The following is a 26137-nucleotide window of genomic DNA, read 5'->3' on the forward strand; positions in this document are numbered from 1 at the left end:
GGGCCGCCTCGGTCATCCGCCGACGGGCGGTCGTGCGGCGACGCGGGGTGCCGTGCGGAGATGCTCCCCGACGCGTTTGACCAACCGTGCCACCTCGTACGCCACCAGCCCGATGTCCGCCGTGGCGGCGGTGAGGAGGGCGAGGCAGGAGCCGTCCCCCGCGGCGGCCACGAACAGGAAGCCGTCGTCCATCTCGACCATGGTCTGGCGCACGCCGCCGGCCCCGAAATGGCGGCCCGTGCCCTTGGCCAGGCTGTGGAATCCGGAGGCGACGGCGGCCAGATGTTCCGCGTCCTCGCGCCCGAGGCCGGCGGACGATCCCACCGCGAGTCCGTCGTTGGACAGCACCACGGCGTGTCGCACTTCTACGACGCGGAGCACCAGGTCGTCCAGCAGCCAGTCGAGTTCGCCCGTGCGCCGGGCTCTCATGGACGGATCCTGAATCATGCGGAGTCTCCTTCGCTGTCGCTGCCGGCCAGGTCAGCGGAGCGGCTGCCGAGGCCGGAAGGTCTGCCACCGCCGCGAGCCCAGCCGTCGCGGTAGGCGGCCATTCGGTCCCGGACCTGTTCGGGTGTGCGTTCGTCGTCGCGCGTCCGGACCGGCGCGCGCACCGGCTCCTCCTGGCGCTGTTCGCGCAGTTGCGGGGCGAGGTTCGCCTGCCGTACGCGCCGTGGCAGGCCGTCGGAGGTTTCGGACCCGTCCGGGGGCCGGTGCAGGGGCAAGGTGGTGACTCCGTGGGGCGGGTTGTCGGGTGATGCGTTCGCCGGACTTTCGGCGGCGGCCCGCACCGGGGCCATGAGAGCGGGGATCTCGGTCGTCGCATGGACGGAGTCCTCCTCGGGGCCGGCCGGCACACGCGCGTACTCGTGCCCTGCCGCCCGTCCACGGCCGGCGGCCTCGGGGGAACGTTCCGCCGCACCGCCTTGCAGGAGAGCCGTGGGCAACAGGACGACCGCGGTGGTACCGCCGTAGGGCGACGTACGCAGGTGCACCTTAATGTCGTGCCGTGCCGCGAGTCTGCTGACCACGAAGAGACCGAGTCGGTCGCTGTCGAAGAGGTCGAGGGCCTCCGACTGCTCGATACGGCGATTGGCCTCGGCGAGGGTGTCCTTGCCCATGCCGAGGCCGCGGTCCTCGACCTCCACCGCATAACCGTTGCCGACCGGTTCGCCGGTGATCCGCACCCGGGTGTGGGGCGGTGAGAACTGCGCCGCGTTCTCCACGAGCTCGGCCAGGAGGTGGGTGAGGTCCGCGACCGCGGCACCGGCGATCGACGTCTCGGCCAACCGGCGCACCTCCACGCGCGCGTAGTCCTCCACTTCCGACACGGCGGCGCGGACCACGTTGGTCAGCGAGACCGGCATCCGCCAGGCCCGGCCCGGTGCGGCGCCGGAGAGGATGATCAGGCTCTCCGCGTGCCGCCGCATGCGTGTGGTGAGGTGATCGAGCCGGAACAAGTCGCTCAGTTCACCGGGGTCGTCCGATCTGCGCTCCATGCTGTCGAGCAGGTTCAGTTGGCGGTGGACGAGGACCTGACTGCGACGGGCGAGATTGACGAAGACGCCGGAGATGCCGCTGGCGAGCTCGGCGCGTTCGACGGCGGCGCGCAGAGCGGCGCGGTGCACGATGCCCAGTGCCTCGGCGACCTGTCCGGTCTCGTCCTCGGACGGTGGCCCGGGCGGGGCCTCCGCGCGGACATCGATCTCCTCGCCCGCACGCAGCCTGCCCATGGCCTGCGGCAGTTTGCGGCGGGCGATCTCGAGAGCGTCGTTGCGCAGGCCGACGAGTTCGACGACCAGGCCACGCCCGATGCGCACGGAGATGACGAGCGAGGCGGCGACGGCGACGAGGCCCAGCAGAACCGCCGCGCCGGCCGGGGTGAGCAGTCCGCGCCGGAACGGGTCCGCGCGGTCCGCGACCCCGCGTCCGGCGGCCGACGCGATCGACCGCACGGCGTCCTGCACGCGCGCGTGCGCCGCGTTCCAGGTGGCTTCGGGGGCGGCGTCGATCCCCCTGTCGCCGGGCCGGGCGAGCAGCACCTTGTCCTCGACGGCGCGTACCTCGGCGTACGCGCTGCCGTCCGCGAGGTCGTGCCAGGCCGCGCGTTCGGCGCCGCTGAGGTCGGCGACGGCGGAGTCGGTGAGCGCCCGGCGGATCTGCAAGGCGCCTGTGAACAGCCGCAGCCGTTCACCCGTCAGCGTGCCCGTCGGCCGGACACTCGACAGCACGGCGTCCTCCTGGGCCAGTGCCTCTCCCGCCCGAGAGAATTCGAGCAGCACGCGCGCGTCGGATCCGAGGCCCGCGTCCTGTACCCCGGTGAGAGCGCCGCCCACGGCGAAGGCGGTCGAGATGGTCTTCGTGTAACGCCCGTACGTCTCGTTCCAGCCGGTACGGCGCTCCAGCAGCGCGCCACGGAGCGACCGCAGGTCCTCGGCTCCGGCGACGAACGCCTCGAGCCGTCCGGCCACTCCGGCAGGCAGGTCGGCTCCGTCGGCGACGGTGTTGCGGTCACCGAGTCGCAGTCTGGCCACGGCCCGGTCGGTGCGTGCCGCCAGCTCTTTGAATGCTCCGGGCTGTTCTGCTGACGGGTCTGTCGCGTAGCGGACGGCGGCCGTCCGCTCGGCCTGCAGCGCGGCGACGGCCGCGTCGACGGGGGCCCGGACCGTCGCGTCCACACGCTGCAACTGCCGCAGGCGCGCGACGTCCTGAGCCGTGGTCACGGTGGCGTAGGCCCACAGCGCGAGCAGGGACATGACCGGCACCATGAGCAGGCACACGATCTTCGCCCGTACGGTGCGGGGGCGCACGTGCCAGCGGCTCGCGCGTGCGGGTGCCGCCGACGGAGTGCCTGCGGGGGCTTCGTCGGGGTCGGAGCGTTCGTCGGCCGGCGGGCCCGCGTGTGCGCGGCGACCGCGTACCGGCGGTTGCGGCGGCGGCTCAGCGCCGGCCCTGGGCGTCCTGCGGGGTGTACGCATGGCCTCCTCGCTCGGAGTGGTTCGGGGCTCGGTGTCCGGGGCGGGTTCGGGGCGTTCCAGTTCGTCAACCGCCCTCAGGGGGTGACGTTCTCGACGGGTCGCTGGGCGGACGCGGACGCCTCCCGCTCGTCGGCCGTGGGCGACAGGGCGACGAACGCCGACGTCAGAAAGAGGTAGGAGCCGAGGCCGACGGCGAGGGGGAAGATGAACTGCATCACCGTGGCCCCGGGCAGGACCTCGCCGGAGGGGGCGACACGCACACCGACCGCGATCATCCCGGTGTAGTGCATGCTGCTCACCGCCCCTCCCATCACGAGGGAGGACGCGGCGACCGCCGCGGGCGACTTGATGTTGAGGGCCGCCCACAGGGCCGCGGTCGCCGCGACCACGGCGATCACCACGGAGAGCCCGACGAGCACGGGGTCGTAGGTCACGCTGCCGTGCAGCCGGAGCGCCGCCATGCCCAGGTAGTGCATGCTCGCCACCCCGACTCCGGTGGTGAGGCCGCCGAGGACGAGCGCGCGGCCCCGGTCGCGGCCGTAGCCGACGGCGAAGACCCCCGCCCCCACGACGACCATCGCGACGACGAGGCTGAGGATCGTGAGCGGTACGTCGTAGCGGATCTCGGTTCCGCCGACGCCGAAGCCGAGCATGGCGACGAAGTGCATCGTCCAGATGCCGGTGCCGATGGCGGACGCGGCGGTGAGCAGCCAGTTTCGGCGCGATCGTCCTGTGGCGCCCGGCGCACGGACGGTGCAGCGCAGCCCCAGGGCAGCGCCGATGCAGGCCATCACGTACGACAGCACGGGGGTCAGCCAGCCGAAGGTGGCGTGGTCCAGGTGTCCCATGGCCCGGGGACGCTAGTCCTGCCGCGGGCGCACGAAGGGGGCCCATTCCGAAAGGTGTTGCAATATGACACAGAGAGGTACCTGAACGATCGCGTGACGCTCGTACGTGTGCGCCGTGCCCTCCTTCGTGTCGGTGAGAGACCATGCGGAACATGAACGACGACCACACACACGTCCAGGAGTTCTTCACGGCACGGGCGGCGGACTGGGACGCCCGGTTCCCCGACGACGGGCCCGCCTACGCGGCCGCGGTCGCCGAGCTCGGGCTGCGCGAAGGGGACCGCGTGCTCGACGCGGGCTGCGGCACCGGGCGTGCCCTGCCCCCGCTCCGGGCGGCCGTGGGGACCTCCGGCGTCGTCATCGGAGCCGATCTGACCTCTGCCATGCTCGAAGCCGCCGTACGGGCCGGTCGGGACCGGGACGGGCGGCTGCTGCGCGCCGACGTCGCCGCTCTGCCGGTCCGGACCGGGTCCCTGGACGCCGTGTTCGGCGCCGGCCTGATCGCGCACCTCCCCCACCCCGGCGAAGACCTGCGGGAACTGGCACGGGTGGTGCGACCCGGCGGGGTCCTCGCGCTGTTCCACCCCATCGGGAGGGCGGCGCTCGCGGCGCGGCAGGGGCGCCGCATCACCCCGGACGACCTGCGCGCCGAAGGCAGTCTCCGTTCCCTGCTGGAGGGCGCCGGCTGGCGCATGACGTCCTACGTCGACGAGGACGCCCGCTTCCTCGCGCTTGCCGTACGCCTGGCCTGACACTCACTCCCTGCCAACCGCCCGGGCCGCGGTCCCGCCTTCCCGGAAGCGCCCACGGGCGACGCCTGCTCACTCGGGGGAGGCGGCCTCCGACGTCCCGGCGCGGCGGACGGGGCAGCCGCGCAGCCCGGGGGTCGGTCGGGTGCCGAGCTCCGCGACACGGTAGCCGTCCGGGTAGCTCTTGATCTCCCAGTTCTGCCGTGCGTAGTGGGGAGCACGGCGCGGGGGCAGCAGGCGGACCAGACGTCCACGCGCGCGGACCGCGCGACGCACCCACGCGCGCGTGGTCTTGCCCGGCAGCTCGTACCGGAAGGCGCGCAGCAGCGGGTCGTCGAGCAGTGCGAGCGTCGAGGTGCGCAGGAGGGGTGCCAGGGGGCGCGGGTACCAGGACGCCATCAGGTCCAGCGTCGCGTCGGAGACCCGGCGGGCACCTTCGTCCCATCCGAAATGTGCCTGTTCGTAGGCGTCGAGGCAGGACTCGAACTCCTCGTAGGTCGCGGGGAGGTCCTTGATGCCCATGTGCCGCCCCAGGGTGCGGTAGTGGACGGTGGAGGCGACGATCTCGTGGCGCGACATCCTGCGCCACCCGTAGGCGTCGATCCACCGTTTTGGCACCACCACGAACGTGCAGAGCACGTAGCGCATGTCCTCGTTGCTGATGTCGTAGCTGCCGTGCATCTGATTGATGCGGCGGATCGCCGTACGCCCCTCTTCACCGTCGAAGCCGTGTTCGACGACGGCGTCCAGGAGCAGGGCCGTGTCGTCGTAGCGCCGCTGTGTGCGGTCCGTGAGCTCCGCGGTCTCGGCGAGCAGGCGCCCGATGCTGGGGACGGCGTACGTGCGGTAGAGGGCGAGCTCCAGCGCCCGCGTGAAGTCCCACGGGAACTCGTAGACCGCGGTGAGGCGATAGATCTCCAGCGAGTCCTTGTACGGATCCATCCGCCGGATCTGCTCCAGCCGTTCGAAGCGCTTCACGCGGCCTCCCCCTTCTGTCGCCGGGCCGCCAACTCTACGTGGAGTAGCGGCAGATGGACGATCAGCTACGTCGCCCTCGGCCGGGAGCGCGTGGTGTCACCGCCGGCGGCGGCGGGGTGGCCGCCGGGGCTGCCGGCCGTCCGGTCCCGGTGGGCCGGCGGTCGATTCGCCCCTGTCCAGCCGGATAACTGCAGCTCCGCGTGTTGCTTTCTCCTCGTGACAACCGGTCGGCCGTCGCATTAAGGTGCGCCGACGGACGAAGCGATGGGGAGGCTGGGATGGCCGGGACGGGCGAGGACGCCGTCGCCGCCGAGGACGACGACGCGCTCTACGTGCTGACAGCGGTGCTGCTGACGCCCGCGCAGTTCCCCAGTGTGCTGGGCGACGACTATCCGGAGGCCTGCGCGGCACTCGATCTCGCGCCGCTCGCCGACGGGTACGGCCTTGTGCTGGGGCAGGACGGTGACGGCGCGCGGTGGACGGTCGTGGTCGACGACGTCTCACTGGTGGCGGTGGCCATCGCCTCGTGGGACTGCGGCATCGAGTACGAACTGTCGCCCGACGAGCGCTCGGTCGTCGCCGCGCTGCCCGGCTGGCCGCTCGCGGTGGCCGTGGCGGCCCCCGGTGTGCCCGCCCCGCACGACCCCGCGGCGGAGATCGCGGAGCGGCCTGCCCTGACGCCTCCGGACACCAGTACCTGGGGTCCCGCCCAGCGGCGTCTCGGCGCCGACGAGATCGCTCTGCAGTGGGCGGCCTGGCGCGAACAGATTCCTGAGGGGCAGTTCGTGGACCCGGACGGCGCGGAGGCGTCCGGTGAGGCTCCCGAGGCGGAGGTGGCTGACGACGGAGCGGAGAGCGGAGCCCGCAAGGGCATCCGGCGCGTCCTTGCCGAGGCGCACGCGTACGTGGAGACGCCGCCGCCGCTCGGCCGGGTCCGTTCCTCCTTCGCTCCGGGTGACGCCCGCACGCTGCGGGCCGACGGCCCCGGCTGGTCCATGGTGGCGAGGACCGATGACATCGCGTTCGTCCTTCTCGACGAGGAACCCGGAGAGGTGCTGCCGGTCGGCCGCGGCGCGCAGCTGCCCGGGCTTCTGGAGGCCCTGGACAAGATGGCGGTACGCCCGGCCTGAGCGCGGCGCCGGGAGCCAGGTGCGGGGCCGGGCGGGCGGCGCCCGCGTGCGGTGCGACCCGTCGTGGACGCCGCAGGAGTCTCGTGAGCTGCGTCCTGAGCCACCACACTCAGCGCGCAACCCATGTGGTCCCCGCCCATGGTCGGCCGTCGGGCGGGATCGCAGCATGGGGCAGCCCCAGCTCGCGTCCCCAGGAGGCCGGTCATGCGCCCGTCCCGTCGTGTTCCCCTGTTCGCCGCCGCCGCGATGGCGCTGGCCCTCTCCGGTCCCGCGCCGGCGGATGCCGCGTCGGCCGGCGCGCGCTGCGAGCGGCACGCGCCGGTACGCGTACCCACAGCCGCGTACCAGCAGCGCGCGTGCCTGGCGGACCTGACCACCGCCGGGCTCGCCGGAACCCCTTACACGGACCTGGCGGACCAGGCGGGGCTCACGGCCAAAGGCACCAAGAACCCCACGCGGGTGCCCGGAATACAGATCGACGGCTACTTCCCGGACGGCTCGCGGTTCAACGCCACCCACGGCTGGCATCACGACGCGCAGTTCGTGATCCGCCTTCCGGACCGCTGGAACGGCGGCCTCGTCGTCACGGGCGCCCCGGGCACGCGCAGGCAGTACGCCACGGACACGGCCATCTCCGACCAGGTACTGGCTCAGGGATACGCGTACGCGGCCACCGACAAGGGGAACAGCGGGCCTGACTTCTACCGTGACGGCAGCCGACCGGGGGACGCCGTCGCGGAGTGGAACCGGCGGACCACCCAGCTCACACGCGCCGCCCGAAAGGCGGTGGCCCAGCGCTACGGCCACGCCCCTCGCCGTACGTACATGACCGGGATCTCCAACGGCGGTTATCTCACGCGATGGCAGCTGGAGAACCACCCGGAGCTGTACGACGGCGGAGTCGACTGGGAGGGGGCGCTGTGGACGGCCGAGGGCCCCAGCCTCCTCACATCGCTGCCGACCGCGGTGGCCAGAACGCTCGGCGCCGCGGATGACGACGACATGGAGGCGGCGGGCTTCGCGCCGGGCTCCGCCTTCCTGTGGCCGTACCACGAGAAGGCCTACTGGGGTGTGACGCAGAAGATCTACCGCGCGGAGTTCGACCCTTCGTACGACGCCGGGTGCCCGGGCGCGTCCGCGGGATCCACCGCCGAGCAGATCCTGGCGCCCTGCCCCTCGGACGCCACGTACGACTACGCGTCGCGCCCGGCGTCCGTGCACCGGGCCGTCGCGCGGGTGGCCCTGTCCGGGCGGATCGGCCGACCGCTGATCACCCTGCACGGTGATCTCGACGCGCTGCTGCCCCGGACCGCGGACTCGGACGTGTACGCGCGCATGATCGACGACAGCGACCGGGGCGACCGGCACCGCTACTACGCAGTGGAGGGCGGGACGCATGTCGACGGGCTGTACGACACCTATCCCGACCGTCTGCGGCCGATCCTGCCCTGTTACCGCTCCGCGTTCCTCGCGCTGACCGCGTGGGTCGAGCGAGGGACGCAGCCGCCCGCGGACCGGACCATCGGCCGGCCCGCGAACGGCGATGTCGTCAACTCCTGCTCGCTGGAGCCGGCCCCATCCCCTCGGTAGCGCCTCAGCGGCCGAGCTCCTTTCGGCCGGCGCGGCGCAGTCTGCGCCGCTGCGAGGGGTCGAGTGTCAGATAGGCGGCGGCGGGGATGCCCAGCACGATCAGGAAAGCGATCCACCAGGGCACTCCCACCGCCGGCAGCAGGATCAGCAGGACGATGCCGATCCCGACGCCCCCCGCGACGACCTTCGCTCTTTTCGACATGTGTGTCGCCTCCTTCGCGGCCACCGGCCGCTCTCTGTCGTGGAAACGGATCGGCGATCCATGCGGTTCCGGAACGCGACCCTGATACATCCCTGAGCCGTGACCCCGAGTCTCCCCTGAGGGCCACCAGGGGCTGGACGTGTCGAAGACGAGGCGGGGGCATGCTCAAGACAGGCGGTGCCGATCTGGTGGTTGAGGCCGCCGAGGAACCAGTCGGTCGCGGGGCCGCCACGATGTTCCGCTGGGGGCGAGGGAGCTGCCCGGACCGGGGGACGCACGGCGCACGGTGACGTACCCCGCCGTCACACCCCTCTCGGCACTGAGCCCGAATGCTGTACCCTCGACGACCCGACCCCACTAGTCAAATTTGAGGAACGCGCCATCGCCGAGCAGTCGATTCCCGCAGCAACTCCCTCCGAGGTCCTGGAACTGTCCCGCTGCTGCGCCGTTTTCGTCCCTGGGGAGCCGGCCCGTACCGGGCACGTCGCCTTCTGGCGGCACGACGGCGACGCCCCACCGGTCGTCGAGTCCGCAGCCCTCGGGGACCTCACGATCGCCGTGCCAGGCACGGAGCGGGCCGAGCTGATGACCGTGCCCGCCGCCCTGCTGCCGGTGCGCGCCGCCCTCCCGGTGCTCACCCGCGCGCGTGCCGTCCCGCAGGCACACCGGGCGACCGCCTTCTGGGGCGCGGCCTCGGTGTTCGCTCTCCAGCTCGCGGCGCGCGGCCTGCTGCTGCCCGGTCTGACCGCGGACGATCATGACGCATGGCGCGCGGGCCCGCTCCGCGCGGAGGACTTGGCGCGGGCTCGGGACCTGGCCGCCGCCATGCCGCCGGACGCACACGCGGTCCCGGTGGACGAGTGCGAGCCGCTGCGACTGCCGGACCCGGAGCTGCTCCTGCGCGCCTTCCTCGACGCCGTCGCCGACGCCCTGCCAAGGTCCCCCGCAGCGCAGCTCGCGGCAGGCGGACCCGCCTTCGCGACGCGGGAGCCCCAGCGCGTACCGGAGCAACGTGCCTGGGCCGCCGCCGTGGCCGCCGGACACGACGCCGGAGTGCGGATCTCGCTGCGCATGGAAGTGCCCGGTCTCACCTCCGCCGTGCAGGACGCGGCCCGCCTGCCCTTCCGCGCTGTGCTCCAGGTCCACAGTGCGAGCGACCCGGCGCTCGTCGCGGACGCCCCGGCCATCTGGGCCGGTTCCGATTCGTTCGGCCCACGCGCGCGGACGGACACTCTGCTCGCCCTGCGGCGCGCCTCCCGCGCCTGGCCCCCGCTGGCCCCCCTGCTCTCGGCGGCCGTGCCCCACACCGTGGAACTGGCCGACGAGGAGGTGGCGGAACTCCTCGGCGAGGGTGCCCGTCTGCTGGCAGCGGCCGGGGTCGACGTGCACTGGCCGAAGGAACTGGTGCGCAGGCTCACGGCCCGTGCGGTCATCGGCCCGTCCGAGGAGGACGGCGGCCGGACCGAGTCGGACATGCCGTCCCTCCTGTCCGCCGACGCGCTGCTCACCTTCAACTGGCGGTTCTCGCTCGGGGATCAGCACCTCACCCGGCAGGAACTGGACCTGCTGGCCGAGGCGAGCCGGCCGGTGGTGCGACTGCGCGACCAGTGGGTCCTGGTCGACCCGGGGGAGGTCCGCCGCGCGAGCTCGCGGCAGGACCGCAGGATCACGCCCGTCGACGCGCTGAGCGCCGCCCTGACGGGCTCCGCGGAGGTCGACGGCCGCCAGGTCGAGGTCACGCCCAGCGGCTGGCTGGCGTCGCTGCGGGAACGGCTCACGGACCCCGAGGCGCAGGACCCGGTCGGTCAGCCCGCCGCACTCGCCGCGACGCTGCGGGACTATCAGCTCCGGGGTCTGAACTGGCTCGCCCGGATGACGTCACTGGGCCTCGGCTGCTGTCTGGCCGACGACATGGGACTGGGCAAGACGATCACGCTGATCGCCCTGCATCTGCATCGGCAGACCGACAAATCGACGGCGGGGCCCGCACTCGTCGTCTGTCCGACGTCCCTGATGGGCAACTGGCAGCGCGAGATCGAGAGGTTCGCACCCGGAGTGCCGGTGCGCCGCTTCCACGGCTCCCGCCGCGACCTCGACGACCTGGCGGACGGCGAGTTCGTCCTCACCACGTACGGCACGATGCGGCTCGACGCACCGCGGCTCGCCGCGGCACCGTGGGGCATGGTCGTCGCGGACGAGGCACAGCACGTCAAGAACCCCTATTCGGCGACGGCACGCGCGCTGCGCACTATCGGCGCACGCGCACGCGTGGCGCTCACCGGGACCCCGGTGGAGAACAACCTGTCGGAGCTGTGGGCGATCCTCGACTGGACGACTCCGGGGCTCCTCGGCCGGCTCGGCACCTTCCGCACCCGGTACGCGCACGCGGTGGAGGGCGGTCAGGACCCCGCGGCGGGCGAGCGACTCGGCCGCCTCGTACGGCCGTTCCTGCTGCGGCGCCGTAAGTCGGACCCGGGCATCGCGCCGGAGCTGCCGCCCAAGACCGAGACCGACCGCGCCGTGTCCCTCACCAAGGAACAAGCGGGGTTGTACGAGGCCGTGGTGCGGGAGACGCTGGCAGAGATCTCCGGCGCCGACAGCATGGCTCGGCGCGGTCTGATCGTGAAGCTGCTGACCGGTCTGAAGCAGATCTGCAATCACCCGGCGCAGTTCCTCAAGGAGGAGGAGCCGACGATCGCAGGCCGGTCCGGAAAACTGGAACTGCTCGACGAGCTGCTCGACATCATCCTCTCCGAGGGGGCGAGCGTTCTGGTCTTCACCCAGTACGTGCGGATGGCGCGCCTCATCGAGCGGCATCTGTCGGCGCGCGGTGTGCCCTCGCAGTTCCTGCACGGCGGCACACCCGTCGACGAGCGAGAGCGGATGGTGCAGCGCTTCCAGCGGGGTGAGTCGCCGGTCTTCCTGCTGTCGTTGAAAGCAGCGGGCACGGGCCTCAATCTGACGAGGGCGGAGCACGTCGTGCACTACGACCGCTGGTGGAACCCCGCCGTCGAGGCCCAGGCCACCGACCGCGCGTACCGCATCGGCCAGACCCGGCCGGTACAGGTGCACCGGCTCATCGCCGAGGGGACCATCGAGGACCGCATCGCCGAGATGCTCCTGCGCAAGCGCGAGTTGGCCGACGCGGTGCTGGGCTCCGGCGAGTCCGCGCTGACGGAACTGACCGACACGGAACTGGCCGACCTGGTGGAACTGCGAGGGGGCACGCGATGACCGGTCACGACACAGCGCGTACGTTCGAGGCGTTGCCGCCGGCTTCGGGGCGGGCCTTCGCCGGGACATGGTGGGGCCGGGCCTGGCTGAAGGCGCTGGAGGACGCGGCTCTGGACTCGGTCCAGGTGAAGGCTGGACGCGGACTCGTGCGCGCGGGTGCTGTCGGAGCCGTGTCGGTACGCCCGGGACGCATCACCGCGGTGGTCCAGGACCGCGACGGGACCACGCATCGCGCGGACGTCCTGTTGCGGGAGCTGTCCGAGGCACAGTGGGGCCGCCTCCTCGGCATCGCCGTCGAACGGGCCGGACACGTCGCCGCGTTGCTCGACCGGGTGATGCCACTGGATCTGGTGGAGGACGGTGCGGCGGCCGGGATCGAACTCCTGCCGGGCCTCGGCGATCTGGAGGCGGAGTGCGACTGCGGCGCCTGGGACCACTGCCGGCACACGGCGGCCCTGTGCTATCAGATGGCGAGGCTGCTGGACCAGGATCCGTTCGTGCTGCTCTTGCTGCGGGGGCGCGGGGAGCGCGCGCTGCTGGACGAGCTCCAGGCGCGCACGACCCGGCCGGACGACGGACCTTCGTCGCACCAGGCCGCTCCGGAGGGGGTGGACGCCGCGGAGGCCTACGCCGCCGGGGACATTCTGCCGCCCCTGCCCGACCTTCCCGAGCTTCCGGAGCAGCCCGGCGGACCGCCGTCCCTGGACAGCGAGGTGCCACCCGCGCCGGGCGTGCAGGCCGCCTCCCTCGAGTTCCTCGCCGCGCAGGCCGCAGGGGACGCGCTGAGCCTCCTGCTGGACGCGGTCGGCCCCGGCCACCCGGAAAGGGCGGTCAGCCGGGAACTGACGCTCTCCGAGGACGCCGTGCGACTGGCCGCGGGCGGTCCGGAGGAGGAGATCGCCGTCCGGCTCGCCGCCGGGTCGGGGCGGGACCGGGAAGGGCTGGCACTCGCTGTCCGCGCCTGGAGGCACGGCGGCGTGGCAGCGCTGTCCGTCCTCGAGGACGGATGGGCCGTGGATCCCGAGTCGCTCGCACGCGCGCGTGCCGCACTGGAGGCCGCCTGGGACGAGGGCGAGCGGCCGCGGCTGCACCGCTCGGGGAACCGCTGGACGGTGGCCGGCACCCCCGCCCAGCTGCGTCTGGGGCGGGACGGCCGGTGGTGGCCCTACCGCGAGGAGAAGGGACGCTGGGCCCCGGCCGGCGTGGCGTCCACGGACCCGGCTACCGCGTTGGAAGCCGTTCTGGGCGGCGACTGACAGACCCGCCGCCGAAGACGACGGGGTGGGCGGCACCGGTGCGGACGCACGGGGGCATCGCGACGACCACCTTCGGGATCCCGCGCGCCCGACGTCGGGGAGGCCGCGGGGCAAGGCCGCTCATCCGCTGATCTGCCTACCTCGGTCGGCCGGCGTTCCGTCGAGGGGGCGGGACGTACGCGCGCGTGGAGGTCGAAGTGCGGCCCACGCGCGCGTGCGGTCACCTCAACGGCCGGTCGAGTGGCCCTTCTTGAGCATGTAGGACGGCACTTCGTCGCCCGCCGGGACCGCGAAGAGCGATTCGAGGTCACTCGGCAGCCCGCTGGGGAAGCTGCTCGGCAGCCCGCTGGGGAAACCGGTCGGCAGTTCGCTGGGCAGCCCGGACGGCAGGCCCGACGGCAGCCCGGTGGGCAACGTCGACGGCAGCCCGGTGGGCAACTTCGACGGCAGGCTCAGCGAGGGGGTGGGCACCCGGCTCGTGTTCCTGCCGTCCTCGGTGGGGGACTTCTCGTCCGACGAGTCGCCTCCACCGTTGACCACCAGGAGGACGGCCACGAGGACGCCCAGGGCCACCACCACGGCGACCACGAGAAGGAGCGTGTGACGGCGAGGGCCCTGCCCGCCGGGCGGACCGGGAGGCGGCGGAGGCGACACACCCTCACCGCCGTGCCCGTACGTCCAGTTCCCGCTGTCCGGCGGCGGGCCGTAACCTCCGGCGCCGTACCCTCCCCCGCCGGGCGGTGCCCCGGGAACCTCCGGAGGCGGACCGAAGCCTCCGGGCAGCGGAGCGGATCCGGCGCCGTCCGGATACGGCGTGCCGTCTGGCGGCTGGGGCGGTAAGGGTGGCATGGCCATACCGCCCAGCGTCGCCTCGCACCGGCCACCGCGCGACTCCTGCACGGGAGTTGATACGCACTCATGCCACGGACGGCACGGTTCCGGAGAATTCGCCGCGGCAGCGGAGGGCGGACCGACCCGCGCGGACGCGGGCCGGCGCAAGCTCCGGAGACGGTCAGCCCCGCGCCCCCAGCAGGTGGTCCATGGCCAGCTGGTCGAGTCGCTCGAAGGCCATGCCGCGTGCGGCGGCCGCCTCCACGTCGAACTCCTCGAAGGACGCCCGGTCGGCGAGAAGCCCGGTCAGACCGTCCGCGGCGGTGGGCTGCGCCAGCTCGTCCAGCCGCGACGCCCGCAGTGCCTCCTGGACCTCGGGGTCGGCCCGGAAGGCGGCCGCCCGGTCCCGCAGGATGAGGTAGTTGCGCATGCAGCCCGCGGCGGAAGCCCACACACCGTCGAAGTCCTCGGTCCGCGGCGGCTTGAAGTCGAAGTGCTTCGGCCCTTCGTAACCGGCGGTCTCCAGGAGGTCCACCAGCCAGAAGGCGGACCGCAGGTCGCCCGCTCCGAAGCGCAGGTCCTGGTCGTACTTGATGCCGGACTGACCGTTCAGGTCGATGTGGAAGAGCTTGCCCGCCCACAGGGCCTGGGCGATGCCGTGCGGGAAGTTCAGGCCGGCCATCTGCTCGTGGCCCACCTCGGGGTTGACGCCGTACAGCTCCGGACGCTCCAGGCGTTCGATGAAGGCCAGGGCGTGCCCGACGGTGGGGAGCAGGATGTCTCCGCGCGGCTCGTTCGGCTTCGGCTCGATCGCGAAGCGCAGGTCGTACCCCTGGGAGGTCACGTACTCACCCAGCAGGTCGAAGGCCTCCTTCATCCGGTCGAGAGCGACGCGCACGTCCTTGGCCGCTCCCGACTCGGCACCCTCCCGGCCGCCCCAGGCGACGTAGGTCTGCGCTCCGAGCTCGACCGCGAGATCGACATTGCGGATGGTCTTGCGCAGGGCGTAGCGGCGCACGTCACGGTCGTTGGCCGTGAAAGCGCCGTCCTTGAATACGGGGTGCGTGAAGAGGTTGGTGGTGGCCATCGGCACGGTCAGGCCCGTCGCGTCGAGGGCCTGACGGAAGCGCTTGATGTGCGACTCGCGCTCGGTGTCCGAAGACCCGAAGGGGATCAGGTCGTCGTCGTGGAAGGTGACTCCGTAGGCACCGAGCTCGGCCAGGCGCTGCACCGACTCGACCGGGTCCAGGGCACGCCGGGTGGCGTCGCCGAACGGGTCCCTTCCCTGCCAGCCGACGGTCCACAGGCCGAAGGTGAACCTGTCCTCGGGGGTGGGCTGGTAGTTCATGCCGTGGCTCCTCGCTGTGCTCCGACTATTTCGTCATGGCGCTTAACAAATTAGTATGCGAACGCATCTCTGGGAAGAGACGAATCGCGAAACCCGGTCACGAAGGTCCGGGGAGCCCCGCCCACAGGACAGATTCCGCGGAGCCGCGGAAGAGGGAGAAGCCCGATGTCAGCAGCCGAGGGTCCGCTCGTCGTGGGGGTGGACACGTCCACCCAGTCCACCAAAGCCCTGGTGGTCGACGCATCCACCGGACAGGTGGTGTCGAGCGGGCAGGCGCCGCACGCCGTCTCCACCGGAGCGGGCCGCGAAAGCGATCCCAGGCAGTGGTGGGACGCGCTGAGGGAAGCGCTCCACCAGTGCGGGGACGCGGCGCACGAGGCGGCGGCGGTGTCGATCGGCGGACAGCAGCACGGCCTGGTCACCCTGGACGCAGCGGGTGACCCGGTGCGTCCGGCCCTCCTGTGGAACGACGTGCGCTCGGCACCACAGGCCCGTCGGCTGGTCGAGGAGCTGGGCGGTCCGAAGGCCTGGGCCGAGCGCGCCGGTAGCGTTCCGGGACCCTCCTTCACAGTGACGAAATGGGCGTGGCTCGCCGAGCACGAGCCCGAGGCGGTCCGCGCGACGGCGGCCGTGCGGCTGCCGCACGACTACCTCACCGAACGCCTCACCGGCGAGGGCACGACGGATCGCGGCGACGCCTCCGGTACCGGATGGTGGGCTTCCGCGACGGAGTCGTACGACGCGGAGGTCCTCGCACACATCGGACTGGATCCGGCGCTGCTCCCCCGCGTGGTACGCCCCGGCGAGGTGGCGGGAACCGTGCGCGACACGGCCGACCTGCCCTTCTCCAGGGGCACCCTGGTCGCGGCCGGCACAGGCGACAACGCGGCCGCCGCGCTGGGACTCGGACTGCGCCCCGGTACGGCCGTACTCAGTCTCGGTACGTCCGGCACGGTGTACGCCGTCTCCACCCACCGCCCCGCCGACCCGACCGGCACCGTGGCTGGCTTCGCCGACGCACGCGGAGACTGGCTCCCCCTCGCCTGCACCCTCAACTGCACGCTCGCCGTCGACCGTGTCGCCGCCCTGCTGGGGCTGGACCGCGAGGCCGTCGAACCCGGTACGAGCGTGACGCTGCTGCCCTACCTGGACGGGGAGCGCACACCGGACCTGCCGCATGCTTCGGGCCTCCTGCACGGGCTACGGCACGACACGACGGGCGGCCAGCTGCTGCAGGCCGCGTACGACGGTGCGGTCCACTCGCTCCTCGGGGCACTCGACCTGGTCCTCGACGCGGAAGCCGACCGTTCGGCGCCACTGCTGCTCATCGGCGGAGGTGCGCGAGGGAAGGCCTGGCAGGAGACCGTGCGCCGGCTGTCGGGACGGCCCGTCCAGGTACCCGAGGCCAGGGAACTGGTCGCGCTCGGTGCCGCGGCACAGGCGGCCGGACTGCTGACCGGCGAGGACCCGGCGGCAGTGGCCCGGCGCTGGAACACCGCCCGCGGTCCCGTGCTCGACGCCGTGGAACGGGACGAGGCGGCGCTGGCCAGGATCACCGGGGTACTCTCCGACGCGGCCCCGCTGCTGGAGCGAGGAGCCGACAAGCGCTGACGAGCGTCGGCCTGACCAGGGCAGCCCCGCGGGGACCGGCCGGACAAGGACTGACGGAGGCATGACCGCACCGCTGCACGAAGCCCATCCGGCCGGCCGGCCACTCCCCGACACCCAGCAGGGCATGCGCCGCCGCAACCTCGCCCGCGTCATGCACACCGTCAGCGCCGAGGGGCCGCTGTCCCGGGCAGCCGTGGCCTCACGCATCGGGCTGACCCGTGCGGCGGTGTCGACACTGGTGGACGAACTGACCCGTTCCGGGCTCCTGGAGGAACTGGGCCCGGAACGCCCGGGACGTGTCGGGCGTCCCGGCTCCGCGCTGGCCGTGAGCGGTCGCGGTCCCGCCGGCCTCGGGGCGGAGATCGGCGTCGACCATCTCGCGGTCTGCGCGGTGGATCTGCGCGGCGAGGTGCGGGCACGGGCCGTGCGGCACGGGGTGAACCGCGGCCGGTCGCCCGAGTCGGTGACCGGGGAACTGGGCGAGCTGGTACGCCAGGTCGTCGCCCGGGCCGACAGCGAAGGGCTGTGGCCCGCGGGCCTCGCGGTCGCCGTGCCGGGCCTGGTGGCCCGCGACGCCCGGACCGTGGTCCGTGCCCCCAACCTCGACTGGCACGACACGGACCTCGGCGCTCTGCTGCCCGAGGATCTGCCGCTGACCGTGGACAACGAGGCCAACTTCGGCGCCCTCGCCGAACTCTGGCTTGGCGACGGAATTCCGCGGGACTTCCTCCACGTGTCGGCCGAGATCGGCATCGGCGGGGCGGTGGTCGTGGACGGGCGGCTGCTGCGTGGGACACGCGGCTTCGCCGGCGAGCTGGGGCACGTACCGGTCCGCCCGGAGGGCCCCGAATGCGTGTGCGGCGGGCGGGGCTGCCTGGAGCAGTACGCGGGTGAGGACGCCGTGCTGCGCGCGGCGGGCCTCGCTCCCGTCGAGGACCGTGTCGGACTGCTGGCCGGACGCGCCGCCGAGGGCGACGAGGACGTACGGCGTGCCCTGCGCGGAGCCGGAACCGCGCTCGGCATCGCGCTGACCGGTGCCGTCAACCTGCTCGACCCGCAAACCGTGGTGCTGGGCGGCGCCCTGGCCCGGCTGGCGCCCTGGCTGCTGCCCGCGCTGGAAGGCGAGCTGACGCGGCGCACGACGGGCCCCGCCTGTGCCGTCACCGTCTCCCGCCTGGGGCCCGAGGGTCCTCTGCTCGGCGCCGCGCACTCGGTGGTACGGGCGGTGCTGGACGATCCGGCGGGTGCTGCGGCCCGCACGTAGTGGGCCCGGGCGCCCACCCGTAGCGGGGCGTGGCTGGTCGGTCCGCCGCCGAGGTCGACGACTCGGGCGACATCCGTGGCCCGGTTGGCGCCCCACTCCCCCTTCTGGGTGACGGAGTTGTCCACAGCCGCGGAGTTGTCCACCGACGGACGCCGCTCTCTTCCTGCCCAACCGGCAGGCGCCGTACCGTGATTCAGGCGAGGCGCAGCCGTCCTGACGACGGCTGTGCGAGCGTCACGACGGATCGGGGGGTCACATGTACCGCAGGCGCGAGTCGTTCTCGCCGGTACGGCAGTTTCTGTTGCCCGTGCCGGGTATCGCCGGCTTCGTGCCGGCGCTGCTGACACCGACGGGCCTGCTGCCGGCCTTCGACCTCGTGTCCGAGCTGACCGCGCCCGTGTCGTACGCGGGTCCTGTCGCAGTTGTCTGGATGATGACGGGAGTGTTGCCGGGCGTCCTCGTGCGGCGCCGATCGGAACGCATAGCCGACCCGGCCCGTGCCCGTCTCGACGCGAGTCTGCCGTCCTACTCGTCCGGCCTTCCCACGAACGGAGCTGTGCAGCCATGAGCGATTCCCGGATCCTGACCGAGTGGCCCCGGGCCCGAGTACGCGTGGACGCTCGGCGGCGCACCACCCGTGGCACGCATCGCTCACCCGCCAGTTCGCGACCCGGGCGGTCGAGTCACCGTCGGCCAACGTCTGCGACACCGACTGCACGTGCGTCGCCAAGCTTCGCAAGAAGTGGCTGCCCGAGCGGGAGAAACGAGCGGGAGACGCACCGCGGACTGCACGCGCGACTTCGCGAAACGGCGACGACGCTCCTGAGCTGAGCCGGGCGCCCCGACCCGACCCGCCCCGACCTGACCCGCCCTGATCAGCACCACTGGCCCCGGCCTCGCCCGCGTCGCCCCCGTCACCACTACCGGCCCGAGCTCCCGGTCGGCGCAGCTGCACCGGACCGCACCCGTGTCTCGCCGACTCCCGGTCGGCACAGCCAGACCTCACCCCAACCCGCCCCCCACATGGAAAGGCAGGCACCGATGGAGCGAGCCAGACCGTTCCTCAGTCGGCGAAGGCTGCTGACGGGCGCAGCCCTCGCCGCCGTCCCCTACGCGTTAGTACCCGGCACTCAGGCCGGAGCCCAGGCCCAGGCCGTCGACTACCCGTCGGCCGAATGGGTGCCGGCGAGCACGTCCAACCGCACCTCGTCCAGCCGCCCCGCCAGCTACCCGCTCAACTACGTGATCATCCACGTCACACAGGAGACCTACCCCGACACGCTGTCCATCTTCCAGAACCCGCAGAAGAAGGTGTCCGCCCACTACGTCGTCCGGTCGGCCGACGGCCATGTCGCGCAGTGCGTCCGCGAGCGCGACATCGCCTGGCACGCCGGGAACTGGGACTACAACACCCGCAGCATCGGCATCGAGCACGAGGGCTGGGTCGACCAGCCTGCCTATTTCACCAACGCCCTGTACGAGCAGTCGGCGAAGCTGACCGCGTCCATCTGCACCAGGTACGGCATCCCGAAGGACCGGTCGCACATCCTGGGCCATTACCAGGTGCCGGGCAGTGACCACACCGATCCGGGTCCGAACTGGGACTGGACCCGCTACATAAGACTGGTCAACTTCGCCTGACGCGGGCTCCACGCGCGCTCGGCGTACGTCCCGTCCGGCGACCGCCGCGAGGAGCACGGTCACGAAGCTTGTCCGGGCACGCACCGGGAGTGACGATGTGCTGAGCCGCATCGCCTTCCGGGAGGCCGAGTTGACCGATCCATGGGTGGCTCTGGAACCGGGTGCCGACCCCGTCGAGCGGATCCGGGCGCTGCACCGCGCCCATGAGATGTTCACGAACGCGGGGACGGTGCCGCGGCCGGTGCGTTCCGTGGTCGCCGACTCGTGGCGGCGTTCGGTGCGGGCCGGGGTGGGTCCCGACGGCACCGCGAGCGTGGAGCTCACCGACGGTGACCTCGGTGCGCACCGGGCGGAGCATCCGCTGGCGCCGGTGATGCCGGTGATCCGCGAGTTGGTGGGCACCTTCGCCGCGGACGGTGAGCATCTGCTGGCGGTGTGCGACGCGCAGGGCAGGCTGCTGTGGGTGGAGGGCCATCCGTCGACGCGCCGGGAGGCGGACAGGATGAACTTCGTGCCCGGCGCGCGGTGGGCGGAGACCGCGGTGGGGACGAACGCGCCGGGCACGGCCGTTGCCGTCGACCGGCCGGTTCAGGTGTTCACGGCCGAGCACTTCATCCGTCGGGTGCAGCCCTGGACGTGTGCGGCCGCACCCGTGCACGATCCGCGTACCGGCCGGGTGCTGGGCGCGGTGGACATCACCGGCGGCGACGGGCTCGCGCATCCGCACAGTCTCGGATTCGTCCAGGCGGTGGCACGTGCGGCCGAGTCCCAACTGGCGCTGCTCGCGCCGGTGCCGGACGCCGCCGGCGCACTCGAGCTGTCCGCGCTCGGCCGGGACGAGGCGCTGCTGGTCCTGCCGGGCCGTCGCAGGATCAGGCTCAGCCGGCGGCACAGCGAGATCATGGTCCTGCTGTCCCGGCATCCGGAGGGCCTGCCGGGCGACGAGTTGCTCTGCGCGCTGTACGAGGACGAGTCGGTGCCGCCGGTGACGCTGCGCGCCGAACTGGCCCGGCTGCGCCGCCTGCTGGGGCCGGGCGTGCTGGATTCGCGGCCCTACCGGCTCTCGCAGCCGGTCGAGTCCGATGTCGCCGTCGTCGAGCGCCGGCTGGGCGCGGGGGCGGTCGCCGCGGCGGCGGCCGCGTACACCGGCCCGCTGTTGCCGTCGTCACAGGCACCTGCGGTGGCCCGGATGAGGCGGCGGCTCGCCGACGGGCTACGTGGCGCGCTGATAGCGCGCCGCGACCCCGATCTGCTGGCCAACTGGGCGCACGCACCCTGGGGCGAGGACGATCTCGTCGTGTGGCGGGCGCTGGCGGCGGTGCGGCCGACGGTGACGGTGCGTTCGCGTCTGGCCGAGCTGGACGCCGAGCTGTCGGCACAGGGAGCGGCCGCGGGACGCGCAACGTGGTCGCAACGTTCCGGTTCCTAGCCTCGCGGCGAGAGCTGCCCAACGGCGGGCAGCGCTGCTCCGGGAGGCAGACCAGCATGACCCGTTACACGGCGCCCGGCACCGACGGCGCGATCGTCTCCTACCAGGCGCGTTACGACCACTTCATCGGCGGCGAGTACGTGCCGCCGGCCCGAGGGCAGTACTTCGAGAACCCGAGCCCGGTGAACGGTCAGCCGTTCACGGAGGTCGCCCGGGGCACGGCGGAGGACGTGGAGCGTGCGCTGGACGCGGCTCACGCGGCCGCTCCGGCCTGGGGGCGCACATCGGTGACCGAGCGCTCCGGCATCCTCCTCAGGATCGCCGACCGGATGGAGGCGAATCTGGAGAAGCTGGCGGTCGCCGAGAGCTGGGAGAACGGCAAGCCGGTGCGCGAGACTTTGGCGGCCGACATCCCCTTGGCGATCGACCACTTCCGCTATTTCGCGGGGGCGGTCCGCGCCCAGGAGGGTTCGCTCGGCGAGGTCGACGACGACACGGTCGCGTACCACTTCCATGAGCCGCTCGGCGTGGTGGCGCAGATCATTCCGTGGAACTTCCCGATCCTGATGGCCGTGTGGAAGCTGGCCCCGGCGCTCGCGGCGGGCAACGCGGTCGTCATCAAGCCCGCCGAGCAGACCCCGGCGTCCATCCACTACTGGATGAGCCTGATCGCAGACCTGCTTCCGCCGGGGGTGGTGAACATCGTCAACGGGTTCGGTGTGGAGGCCGGCAAGCCGCTCGCCTCCAGTCCGCGGGTGGCGAAGGTGGCGTTCACCGGTGAGACCACGACGGGGCGGTTGATCATGCAGTACGCCTCGGAGAACATCAAGCCGGTCACGCTGGAGCTGGGCGGCAAGTCGCCGAACATCTTCTTCGACGACGTGTGGGACAAGGACGACGACTTCCGCGACAAGGCGCTCGAGGGCTTCACGATGTTCGCGCTCAATCAGGGCGAGGTGTGCACGTGTCCCTCGCGGGCACTGGTGCAGCGCGGTCACTACCGGGAGTTCCTGGAAGCGGCCGTCGCCCGCACCGAACTCATCACGTCGGGCCACCCGCTCGACACGGGCACGATGATCGGCGCTCAGGCGTCCAACGACCAGCTGGAGAAGATCCTTTCCTACTTCGACATCGGCCGGCAGGAGGGCGCCAAGGTCCTCACGGGAGGCGAGCGCATCGAGCACGACGGGGAGCTCAAGGGCGGGTACTACGTCCAGCCGACGATCTTCGAAGGTGACAACCGGATGCGGATCTTCCAGGAGGAGATCTTCGGGCCGGTCGTCTCGGTGACGTCCTTCGACGACTTCGACGATGCCATCGAGACCGCCAACGACACGCTGTACGGACTCGGCGCGGGTGTGTGGACGCGGGACATCAACACCGCCTACCGCGCGGGCCGTTCGATCCAGGCGGGCCGGGTCTGGACGAACTGCTACCACGCGTATCCCGCACACGCGGCGTTCGGCGGCTACAAGCAGTCGGGTATCGGCCGCGAGAACCACAAGATGATGCTGGAGCACTACCAGCAGACGAAGAACCTGCTGGTGAGCTACTCACCGAAGAGGCTGGGCTTCTTCTAGACATGCAAACAGGGCGCCTGAACAGGCAAGATGCCCGTCAGGCGCCCTTCACGGCACCCGTCTGCCCTCCGCGTGGCCCATCGGCGGCCCCCCACGGAACACCTGCGAGAGGGCAGCCCGCAGGCCCCTACCTGAGATACGCGGCAAGCGGGAGTCCCTGTCTGCGCACGTCACCGGCGACGAGCCCGGCGACCTGCTGCGCGCCGTAGGTTTCGAAATGGGTGTGGTCGTTGCAGAAGAAGGCGCCCACGGGGCCCGATCCGTAGTCGCCGTTGTTCGGGCAGAAGCGCAGGCTGTTGTAGCGCGAGACGCTGAGCGTGTGCAGGTCGACGACCGGGGCCCCGGTCGCGGATCCGGCGGCGAAGGTCTGGGGGACGAAACCGCGGTTCCCGACGGCCGTGCTGCCGGAACAGGTGATGGCCGCCACTGGGGTGAGCAGCACCGGGTGTGCGCCCCGGGCGAGGGCGGCCTTCGCCATCATGGTCATCAACTGCTGGTACCGGTCCCGACCGACGTGCCGTGGGCAGGTCGACGAGGAGTCGTTGATACCGAACTGGATGAACAGGTAGTCGCCGGCCTTCATTCCGGTGCTCGCGTTCAGCATCGCCTCCCAGCGTGACGAGTACGCGGTTGAGGTGAGCCGGCACTCGCCGGCGGAGTCCTTCGTGCTGCTCACGTTCCCCTCGTACAGCCAGGTCTGGATGCTGCGGCCGCCCACGGCCTGGTTCTTGACGGTCACGTCGCTGTTGAACAGGGCGTCGAACTGGCTGCCCCAGCCGACCGGGCAACTGGCGGCGCCGGGGTTGGCCATGGTCGAGTCACCGGCCAGCCACACGGTGACCGGCGCGGCCGCCGCCCGGACAGCCGGAGCGGCGGCACCGGGGGCGCCCGTGCAGTTCACCGCAACGACGTCGGACGCCGACGAGACATCGGCTGCCGAGGCGACGTGAACGCCGAGGCCCGACATGGCGACCGCCAGCGCGGTCGTGATGAGTGTCCGTACGTTCTTCATCGAGTCTCTCCCGGAAGCAGGGCCAGGGACAGGACAGGTGAGGCGCCGCCCCGCGTCGGTCAGCGCAGGTACGTGGCGAGGGGCAGGTTCTGTTCGCGGATGCTCTGGAGCAGCAGGTCTCCGATCCGGGTCGCGCCGTACTGCGAGAAGTGGGTGTTGTCGGTGACGCCGTCGACCGAGGACCGCAGGAAGAGTTGTGCCGAGGCGGAGGGGCCGAGGGACTCGATCAGCGTCTTGCTCCTGGCGGTCAGATCGATCAGCGGAACCCCCTGCGCCGCGCCGACCGAGCGCATTTCGGCGGGCAGGTTCACGCCGACGCCGTTGACGTGCAGCGCCGTGGCCGTGAGCCGGTTGCCGTCGAACAGCCGGCGGACCGGTGGCGTCACCAGGACCGGGATCCCGCCCTTGGCGCGGACCCGCGTGATCATGGTGGTGAGGTTGTTCCGGTAGGCGGACGCGCTGGTCTGCTTGTCGTTGTGGCCGAGCTGGATGAAGACCGGGTCGTTCGTCCTGACCTTCGCCAGCAGGGCCGGGAAGAGTGCCGAGTTGGACAGGTAGCTGCCTGAGCTCTCGCCTGAGTCGCCGTAGTTGGCGATGGCCGCGCCGGGACGCATCGCGGTCGTGATCATCTGGCCCCAGCCGGTGTACGGGGCGGCCGGCTGGTCGCACACGGTCGAGTCGCCGGCCAGGTAGGCGACCAGCGGCCGGGGCGCCGGACTCACCGAGACGGCCGACACCTGGGGGGCGGCACCGGCGAACCGGAGGTCCAGGCCGGGGTTTCCATTGCCGCCCTGCCCGGTCGGCTGCCCCTCCGGCTGCCGCACGTCGACGGTGAACGAGTACGAGGCGCCGGCACCGGCCGCCGTGCTCGTCGCCGGAAGCATCAGGCGACGGGCCTCCACCCACATCTCGGTCCGTCCGGCGGAGGCAGCACCACCGATGGAGACCGTCACGTCGTACTCGCCGGGCGGCACCGCGTAGTGGCACCGGATCGGCGCGGCGCCGGAACAGCCCGCGGGCAGGGCCCGCGTGGCGGCTTCGGCACGCACCGCACCGGTGCCGGCCAGGGCCGCGAGGATCAGGAGGACCGCCGCTCCCCTCCTCACTCCACGCTCGTCGCGGTTCAGCGTCGTGCGCATTGCCATCATCAGTCCTCGTCGTCGGCCGGGGTGATGCCCGGGCTGAGGTCCACGGCCTGTCGCTCAGGCCTGGGTGAAGCCGTTCATGATGACGGTGGGCCGCTGCGTGGAGGAGTCCCAGGCGCCCATGTTGTAGCCGGTGAACGGGGACATGCACTCCGGTTCCCAGTAGAAGATGCCCTGCCCGCCGGCGGCCTTCAGCGCCTTGATGTAGGCCACCAGCGCCGCCTGGGTGGAGGAGGCCCGGTCCACCCGGCCACCGAACTCGCTCTGCAGGAACGGCTTGCCGTAGGTGTCGGAGATCTTCTTCATGTTTCCCACGATGCCGGGGGCGAGGTCGGCGCTGCCGTAGGAGGAGAACACCGACATGTCCCACTTGCCGCCGTTGGCCGCAAAGCGGCTGAAGAACGTCGTCATCACGTCCCACTTCTGCGGCTGGGCCAGGTGGATGCAGACCGTCGCGCTCGGCGAGACCGCCTTGACCTGGTCGTATGCGGCGTTGAGCAGCCCGGCCAGCTGCGCGGGGTTGGAGACGCTGCCCACCGGGCGGCAGATCCCGGTGTTGATCTCGTTCCCGATCTGGACCCACGACGGGAGCACGTCGTTGTTCTTCATGACGGTCATGGTCTGGTTCACGTATCTGCTCATCGCGGTGAGCATCTGGCTGTAGTTCATGTTCTTCCAGGCGGCGGGCGGGTTCTGCACGCCGACGGAGTTCCAGGTGTCGCCGAACATGTAGTCGAGCATGATCGACATTCCGGCGGCCTTGACCCGCTTGGCGAACGCGGCGACCTCGTTGATACCGCAGTGCCCGTTGGCCGGGTCACTGGACGGGTTGACGAACGTGCGCAACCGCACGGCAGTGATGCCGTATCCCTTGAGGACGGTCAGCAGGTCCTGCTTCTGCCCACTGGCGTTCTTCCACGAGAAGCCGCGCGCCTCCATCTGCGGTACCCAGCTGATGTCGACGCCCTTGACGAAACCTGCGGCAGCATTGGCCGGCGTCTCGAGTTCGGCGAACGCGGCCGAGGTCGCGATCGCCCCGGCGGTCACGGTGGTGGCCTTGAGCAGGGTCCTTCGGCTGATTCGTCCGGTACCGGATGCCGATGCCTCGGTGGGGTGCATGGTCGTTCCTTCCTGCGTGTCGGCGCACGCGAGCCGTGGCGACCTCGTGGCGGGGTCAGCGCGTGTGGACGGTGGACCGTGTGGAGGTGGGTTGTGTCTGCGGATCCGGTGGGGCTGCGCGACCGGACACGCCGGCAGCCCGATCCCAGATCTGACCCGCTCATGACAATCTGAGTGGTGGAGGTGAGCGGTGAC

Annotated in this window: 21 protein-coding genes and 1 pseudogene; 12 read left to right on the forward strand and 10 right to left on the reverse strand. The window is 71.9% G+C overall.

Annotated elements, in window-relative coordinates:
- Positions 1-12 precede the first annotated feature (12 nt).
- From ACFYP4_RS17205 to ACFYP4_RS17215, 3 genes are all read right to left on the reverse strand, one after another.
- Complete coding sequence (locus ACFYP4_RS17205) at positions 13-447, reverse strand: roadblock/LC7 domain-containing protein (protein WP_358851179.1); 435 nt, start codon at positions 445-447, stop codon at positions 13-15.
- Positions 444-2975 carry a nitrate- and nitrite sensing domain-containing protein gene (locus ACFYP4_RS17210; protein ID WP_388786062.1) on the reverse strand — a complete coding sequence of 844 codons (2532 nt, stop codon included), beginning with the start codon at positions 2973-2975 and terminating at the stop codon, positions 444-446. The genes ACFYP4_RS17205 and ACFYP4_RS17210 overlap by 4 nt, the downstream gene beginning before the upstream one ends.
- Before the next feature lie 74 nt (positions 2976-3049).
- The gene (locus tag ACFYP4_RS17215) at positions 3050-3823 is read right to left on the reverse strand and encodes an MHYT domain-containing protein (RefSeq protein WP_388786064.1); all 774 of its coding nucleotides are present in this window, start codon (positions 3821-3823) and stop codon (positions 3050-3052) included.
- A 152-nt stretch (positions 3824-3975) separates the two neighbouring features.
- Between ACFYP4_RS17215 and ACFYP4_RS17220 the strand changes: the two genes are divergently transcribed.
- Positions 3976-4575 carry a class I SAM-dependent methyltransferase gene (locus ACFYP4_RS17220; protein WP_388786066.1) on the forward strand — a complete coding sequence of 200 codons (600 nt, stop codon included), beginning with the start codon at positions 3976-3978 and terminating at the stop codon, positions 4573-4575.
- A gap of 69 nt (positions 4576-4644) precedes the next feature.
- Here the strand turns inward: ACFYP4_RS17220 and ACFYP4_RS17225 are convergent, their stop codons facing one another.
- Positions 4645-5550, reverse strand: a complete 906-nt coding sequence (locus tag ACFYP4_RS17225) for an oxygenase MpaB family protein (protein WP_388786068.1) — start codon at positions 5548-5550, stop codon at positions 4645-4647.
- 278 nt (positions 5551-5828) lie between these two features.
- Here ACFYP4_RS17225 and ACFYP4_RS17230 point away from each other — a divergent pair, with 278 nt between their 5' ends.
- Both ACFYP4_RS17230 and ACFYP4_RS17235 read left to right on the forward strand, forming a co-directional pair.
- Positions 5829-6680 (forward strand): hypothetical protein, encoded by an 852-nt coding sequence (locus tag ACFYP4_RS17230; RefSeq protein WP_388786070.1) that lies wholly within the window; start codon positions 5829-5831, stop codon positions 6678-6680.
- A 204-nt stretch (positions 6681-6884) separates the two neighbouring features.
- Entirely contained in the window at positions 6885-8270 is a 1386-nt protein-coding gene (locus ACFYP4_RS17235; RefSeq protein ID WP_358851173.1) for a tannase/feruloyl esterase family alpha/beta hydrolase, read from the forward strand.
- A gap of 4 nt (positions 8271-8274) precedes the next feature.
- Here the strand turns inward: ACFYP4_RS17235 and ACFYP4_RS17240 are convergent, their stop codons facing one another.
- Entirely contained in the window at positions 8275-8472 is a 198-nt protein-coding gene (locus tag ACFYP4_RS17240; RefSeq protein ID WP_358851172.1) for a hypothetical protein, read from the reverse strand.
- A gap of 396 nt (positions 8473-8868) precedes the next feature.
- On the opposite strand from ACFYP4_RS17240, the gene ACFYP4_RS17245 reads away from it, so the two are divergent.
- Positions 8869-11706 carry a DEAD/DEAH box helicase gene (locus tag ACFYP4_RS17245; RefSeq protein WP_388786245.1) on the forward strand — a complete coding sequence of 946 codons (2838 nt, stop codon included), beginning with the start codon at positions 8869-8871 and terminating at the stop codon, positions 11704-11706.
- Positions 11703-12962, forward strand: a complete 1260-nt coding sequence (locus ACFYP4_RS17250; RefSeq protein ID WP_388786073.1) for an SWF or SNF family helicase — start codon at positions 11703-11705, stop codon at positions 12960-12962. The genes ACFYP4_RS17245 and ACFYP4_RS17250 overlap by 4 nt, the downstream gene beginning before the upstream one ends.
- A 225-nt stretch (positions 12963-13187) precedes the next feature.
- On the opposite strand, the gene ACFYP4_RS17255 is transcribed toward ACFYP4_RS17250, so the two are convergent.
- Together ACFYP4_RS17255 and xylA are read right to left on the reverse strand one after the other, a co-directional pair.
- Positions 13188-13550, reverse strand: a complete 363-nt coding sequence (locus ACFYP4_RS17255) for a hypothetical protein (RefSeq protein ID WP_358851169.1) — start codon at positions 13548-13550, stop codon at positions 13188-13190.
- Between the two features lie 424 nt (positions 13551-13974).
- Positions 13975-15141, reverse strand: a complete 1167-nt coding sequence (xylA, locus tag ACFYP4_RS17260) for a xylose isomerase (protein WP_358851168.1) — start codon at positions 15139-15141, stop codon at positions 13975-13977.
- A 165-nt stretch (positions 15142-15306) separates the two neighbouring features.
- Here xylA and xylB point away from each other — a divergent pair, with 165 nt between their 5' ends.
- From xylB to ACFYP4_RS17295, 7 genes and pseudogenes are all read left to right on the forward strand, one after another.
- Positions 15307-16752, forward strand: a complete 1446-nt coding sequence (gene xylB, locus ACFYP4_RS17265; RefSeq protein WP_358851167.1) for a xylulokinase — start codon at positions 15307-15309, stop codon at positions 16750-16752.
- A 61-nt stretch (positions 16753-16813) separates the two neighbouring features.
- Complete coding sequence (locus ACFYP4_RS17270; protein WP_358851166.1) at positions 16814-18016, forward strand: ROK family transcriptional regulator; 1203 nt, start codon at positions 16814-16816, stop codon at positions 18014-18016.
- 256 nt (positions 18017-18272) lie between these two features.
- Positions 18273-18584 carry a hypothetical protein gene (locus tag ACFYP4_RS17275; protein ID WP_388786076.1) on the forward strand — a complete coding sequence of 104 codons (312 nt, stop codon included), beginning with the start codon at positions 18273-18275 and terminating at the stop codon, positions 18582-18584.
- Positions 18585-18675: 91 nt separating this feature from the next.
- Positions 18676-18847, forward strand: a pseudogene (locus ACFYP4_RS17280) (acetamidase); the annotation flags it as partial.
- Between the two features lie 210 nt (positions 18848-19057).
- Positions 19058-19657: an N-acetylmuramoyl-L-alanine amidase gene (locus tag ACFYP4_RS17285; protein ID WP_358851164.1), complete on the forward strand. Its 600-nt coding sequence runs from the start codon at positions 19058-19060 to the stop codon at positions 19655-19657.
- 130 nt (positions 19658-19787) lie between these two features.
- A complete protein-coding gene (locus ACFYP4_RS17290; RefSeq protein WP_358851213.1) occupies positions 19788-21086 on the forward strand; it encodes a GAF domain-containing protein in 1299 nt (432 codons plus the stop codon).
- 56 nt (positions 21087-21142) lie between these two features.
- Positions 21143-22666 (forward strand): aldehyde dehydrogenase family protein, encoded by a 1524-nt coding sequence (locus ACFYP4_RS17295; RefSeq protein WP_358851163.1) that lies wholly within the window; start codon positions 21143-21145, stop codon positions 22664-22666.
- Between the two features lie 127 nt (positions 22667-22793).
- On the opposite strand, the gene ACFYP4_RS17300 is transcribed toward ACFYP4_RS17295, so the two are convergent.
- The 3 genes from ACFYP4_RS17300 to ACFYP4_RS17310 form a co-directional block, all read right to left on the reverse strand.
- Positions 22794-23678 carry an SGNH/GDSL hydrolase family protein gene (locus tag ACFYP4_RS17300; RefSeq protein WP_358851162.1) on the reverse strand — a complete coding sequence of 295 codons (885 nt, stop codon included), beginning with the start codon at positions 23676-23678 and terminating at the stop codon, positions 22794-22796.
- Positions 23679-23737: 59 nt separating this feature from the next.
- Positions 23738-24817, reverse strand: coding sequence for a rhamnogalacturonan acetylesterase (locus tag ACFYP4_RS17305; protein WP_388786079.1), 1080 nt, complete (start codon positions 24815-24817; stop codon positions 23738-23740).
- A gap of 63 nt (positions 24818-24880) precedes the next feature.
- Entirely contained in the window at positions 24881-25942 is a 1062-nt protein-coding gene (locus tag ACFYP4_RS17310) for a glycosyl hydrolase 53 family protein (protein WP_358851160.1), read from the reverse strand.
- Between the last annotated feature and the right edge of the window lie 195 nt (positions 25943-26137).

This window comes from Streptomyces sp. NPDC005551 (assembly GCF_042871785.1).
In the GTDB taxonomy this organism is placed as follows: Bacteria; Actinomycetota; Actinomycetes; order Streptomycetales; family Streptomycetaceae; genus Streptomyces.

Coding starts and splice junctions, on each gene's coding strand:
- ACFYP4_RS17295 (WP_358851163.1), top strand. CDS start 21,143: ATGACCCGTTACACGGCGCCCGGCACCGACGGCGCGATCGTCTCCTAC.
- ACFYP4_RS17230 (WP_388786070.1), top strand. CDS start 5,829: ATGGCCGGGACGGGCGAGGACGCCGTCGCCGCCGAGGACGACGACGCG.
- ACFYP4_RS17215 (WP_388786064.1), bottom strand. CDS start 3,823: ATGGGACACCTGGACCACGCCACCTTCGGCTGGCTGACCCCCGTGCTG.
- ACFYP4_RS17270 (WP_358851166.1), top strand. CDS start 16,814: ATGACCGCACCGCTGCACGAAGCCCATCCGGCCGGCCGGCCACTCCCC.
- ACFYP4_RS17305 (WP_388786079.1), bottom strand. CDS start 24,817: ATGCGCACGACGCTGAACCGCGACGAGCGTGGAGTGAGGAGGGGAGCG.
- ACFYP4_RS17250 (WP_388786073.1), top strand. CDS start 11,703: ATGACCGGTCACGACACAGCGCGTACGTTCGAGGCGTTGCCGCCGGCT.
- ACFYP4_RS17275 (WP_388786076.1), top strand. CDS start 18,273: ATGTACCGCAGGCGCGAGTCGTTCTCGCCGGTACGGCAGTTTCTGTTG.
- ACFYP4_RS17240 (WP_358851172.1), bottom strand. CDS start 8,472: ATGTCGAAAAGAGCGAAGGTCGTCGCGGGGGGCGTCGGGATCGGCATC.
- ACFYP4_RS17210 (WP_388786062.1), bottom strand. CDS start 2,975: ATGCGTACACCCCGCAGGACGCCCAGGGCCGGCGCTGAGCCGCCGCCG.
- ACFYP4_RS17220 (WP_388786066.1), top strand. CDS start 3,976: ATGAACGACGACCACACACACGTCCAGGAGTTCTTCACGGCACGGGCG.
- ACFYP4_RS17285 (WP_358851164.1), top strand. CDS start 19,058: ATGGAGCGAGCCAGACCGTTCCTCAGTCGGCGAAGGCTGCTGACGGGC.
- ACFYP4_RS17205 (WP_358851179.1), bottom strand. CDS start 447: ATGATTCAGGATCCGTCCATGAGAGCCCGGCGCACGGGCGAACTCGAC.
- ACFYP4_RS17235 (WP_358851173.1), top strand. CDS start 6,885: ATGCGCCCGTCCCGTCGTGTTCCCCTGTTCGCCGCCGCCGCGATGGCG.
- xylA (WP_358851168.1), bottom strand. CDS start 15,141: ATGAACTACCAGCCCACCCCCGAGGACAGGTTCACCTTCGGCCTGTGG.
- xylB (WP_358851167.1), top strand. CDS start 15,307: ATGTCAGCAGCCGAGGGTCCGCTCGTCGTGGGGGTGGACACGTCCACC.
- ACFYP4_RS17300 (WP_358851162.1), bottom strand. CDS start 23,678: ATGAAGAACGTACGGACACTCATCACGACCGCGCTGGCGGTCGCCATG.
- ACFYP4_RS17310 (WP_358851160.1), bottom strand. CDS start 25,942: ATGCACCCCACCGAGGCATCGGCATCCGGTACCGGACGAATCAGCCGA.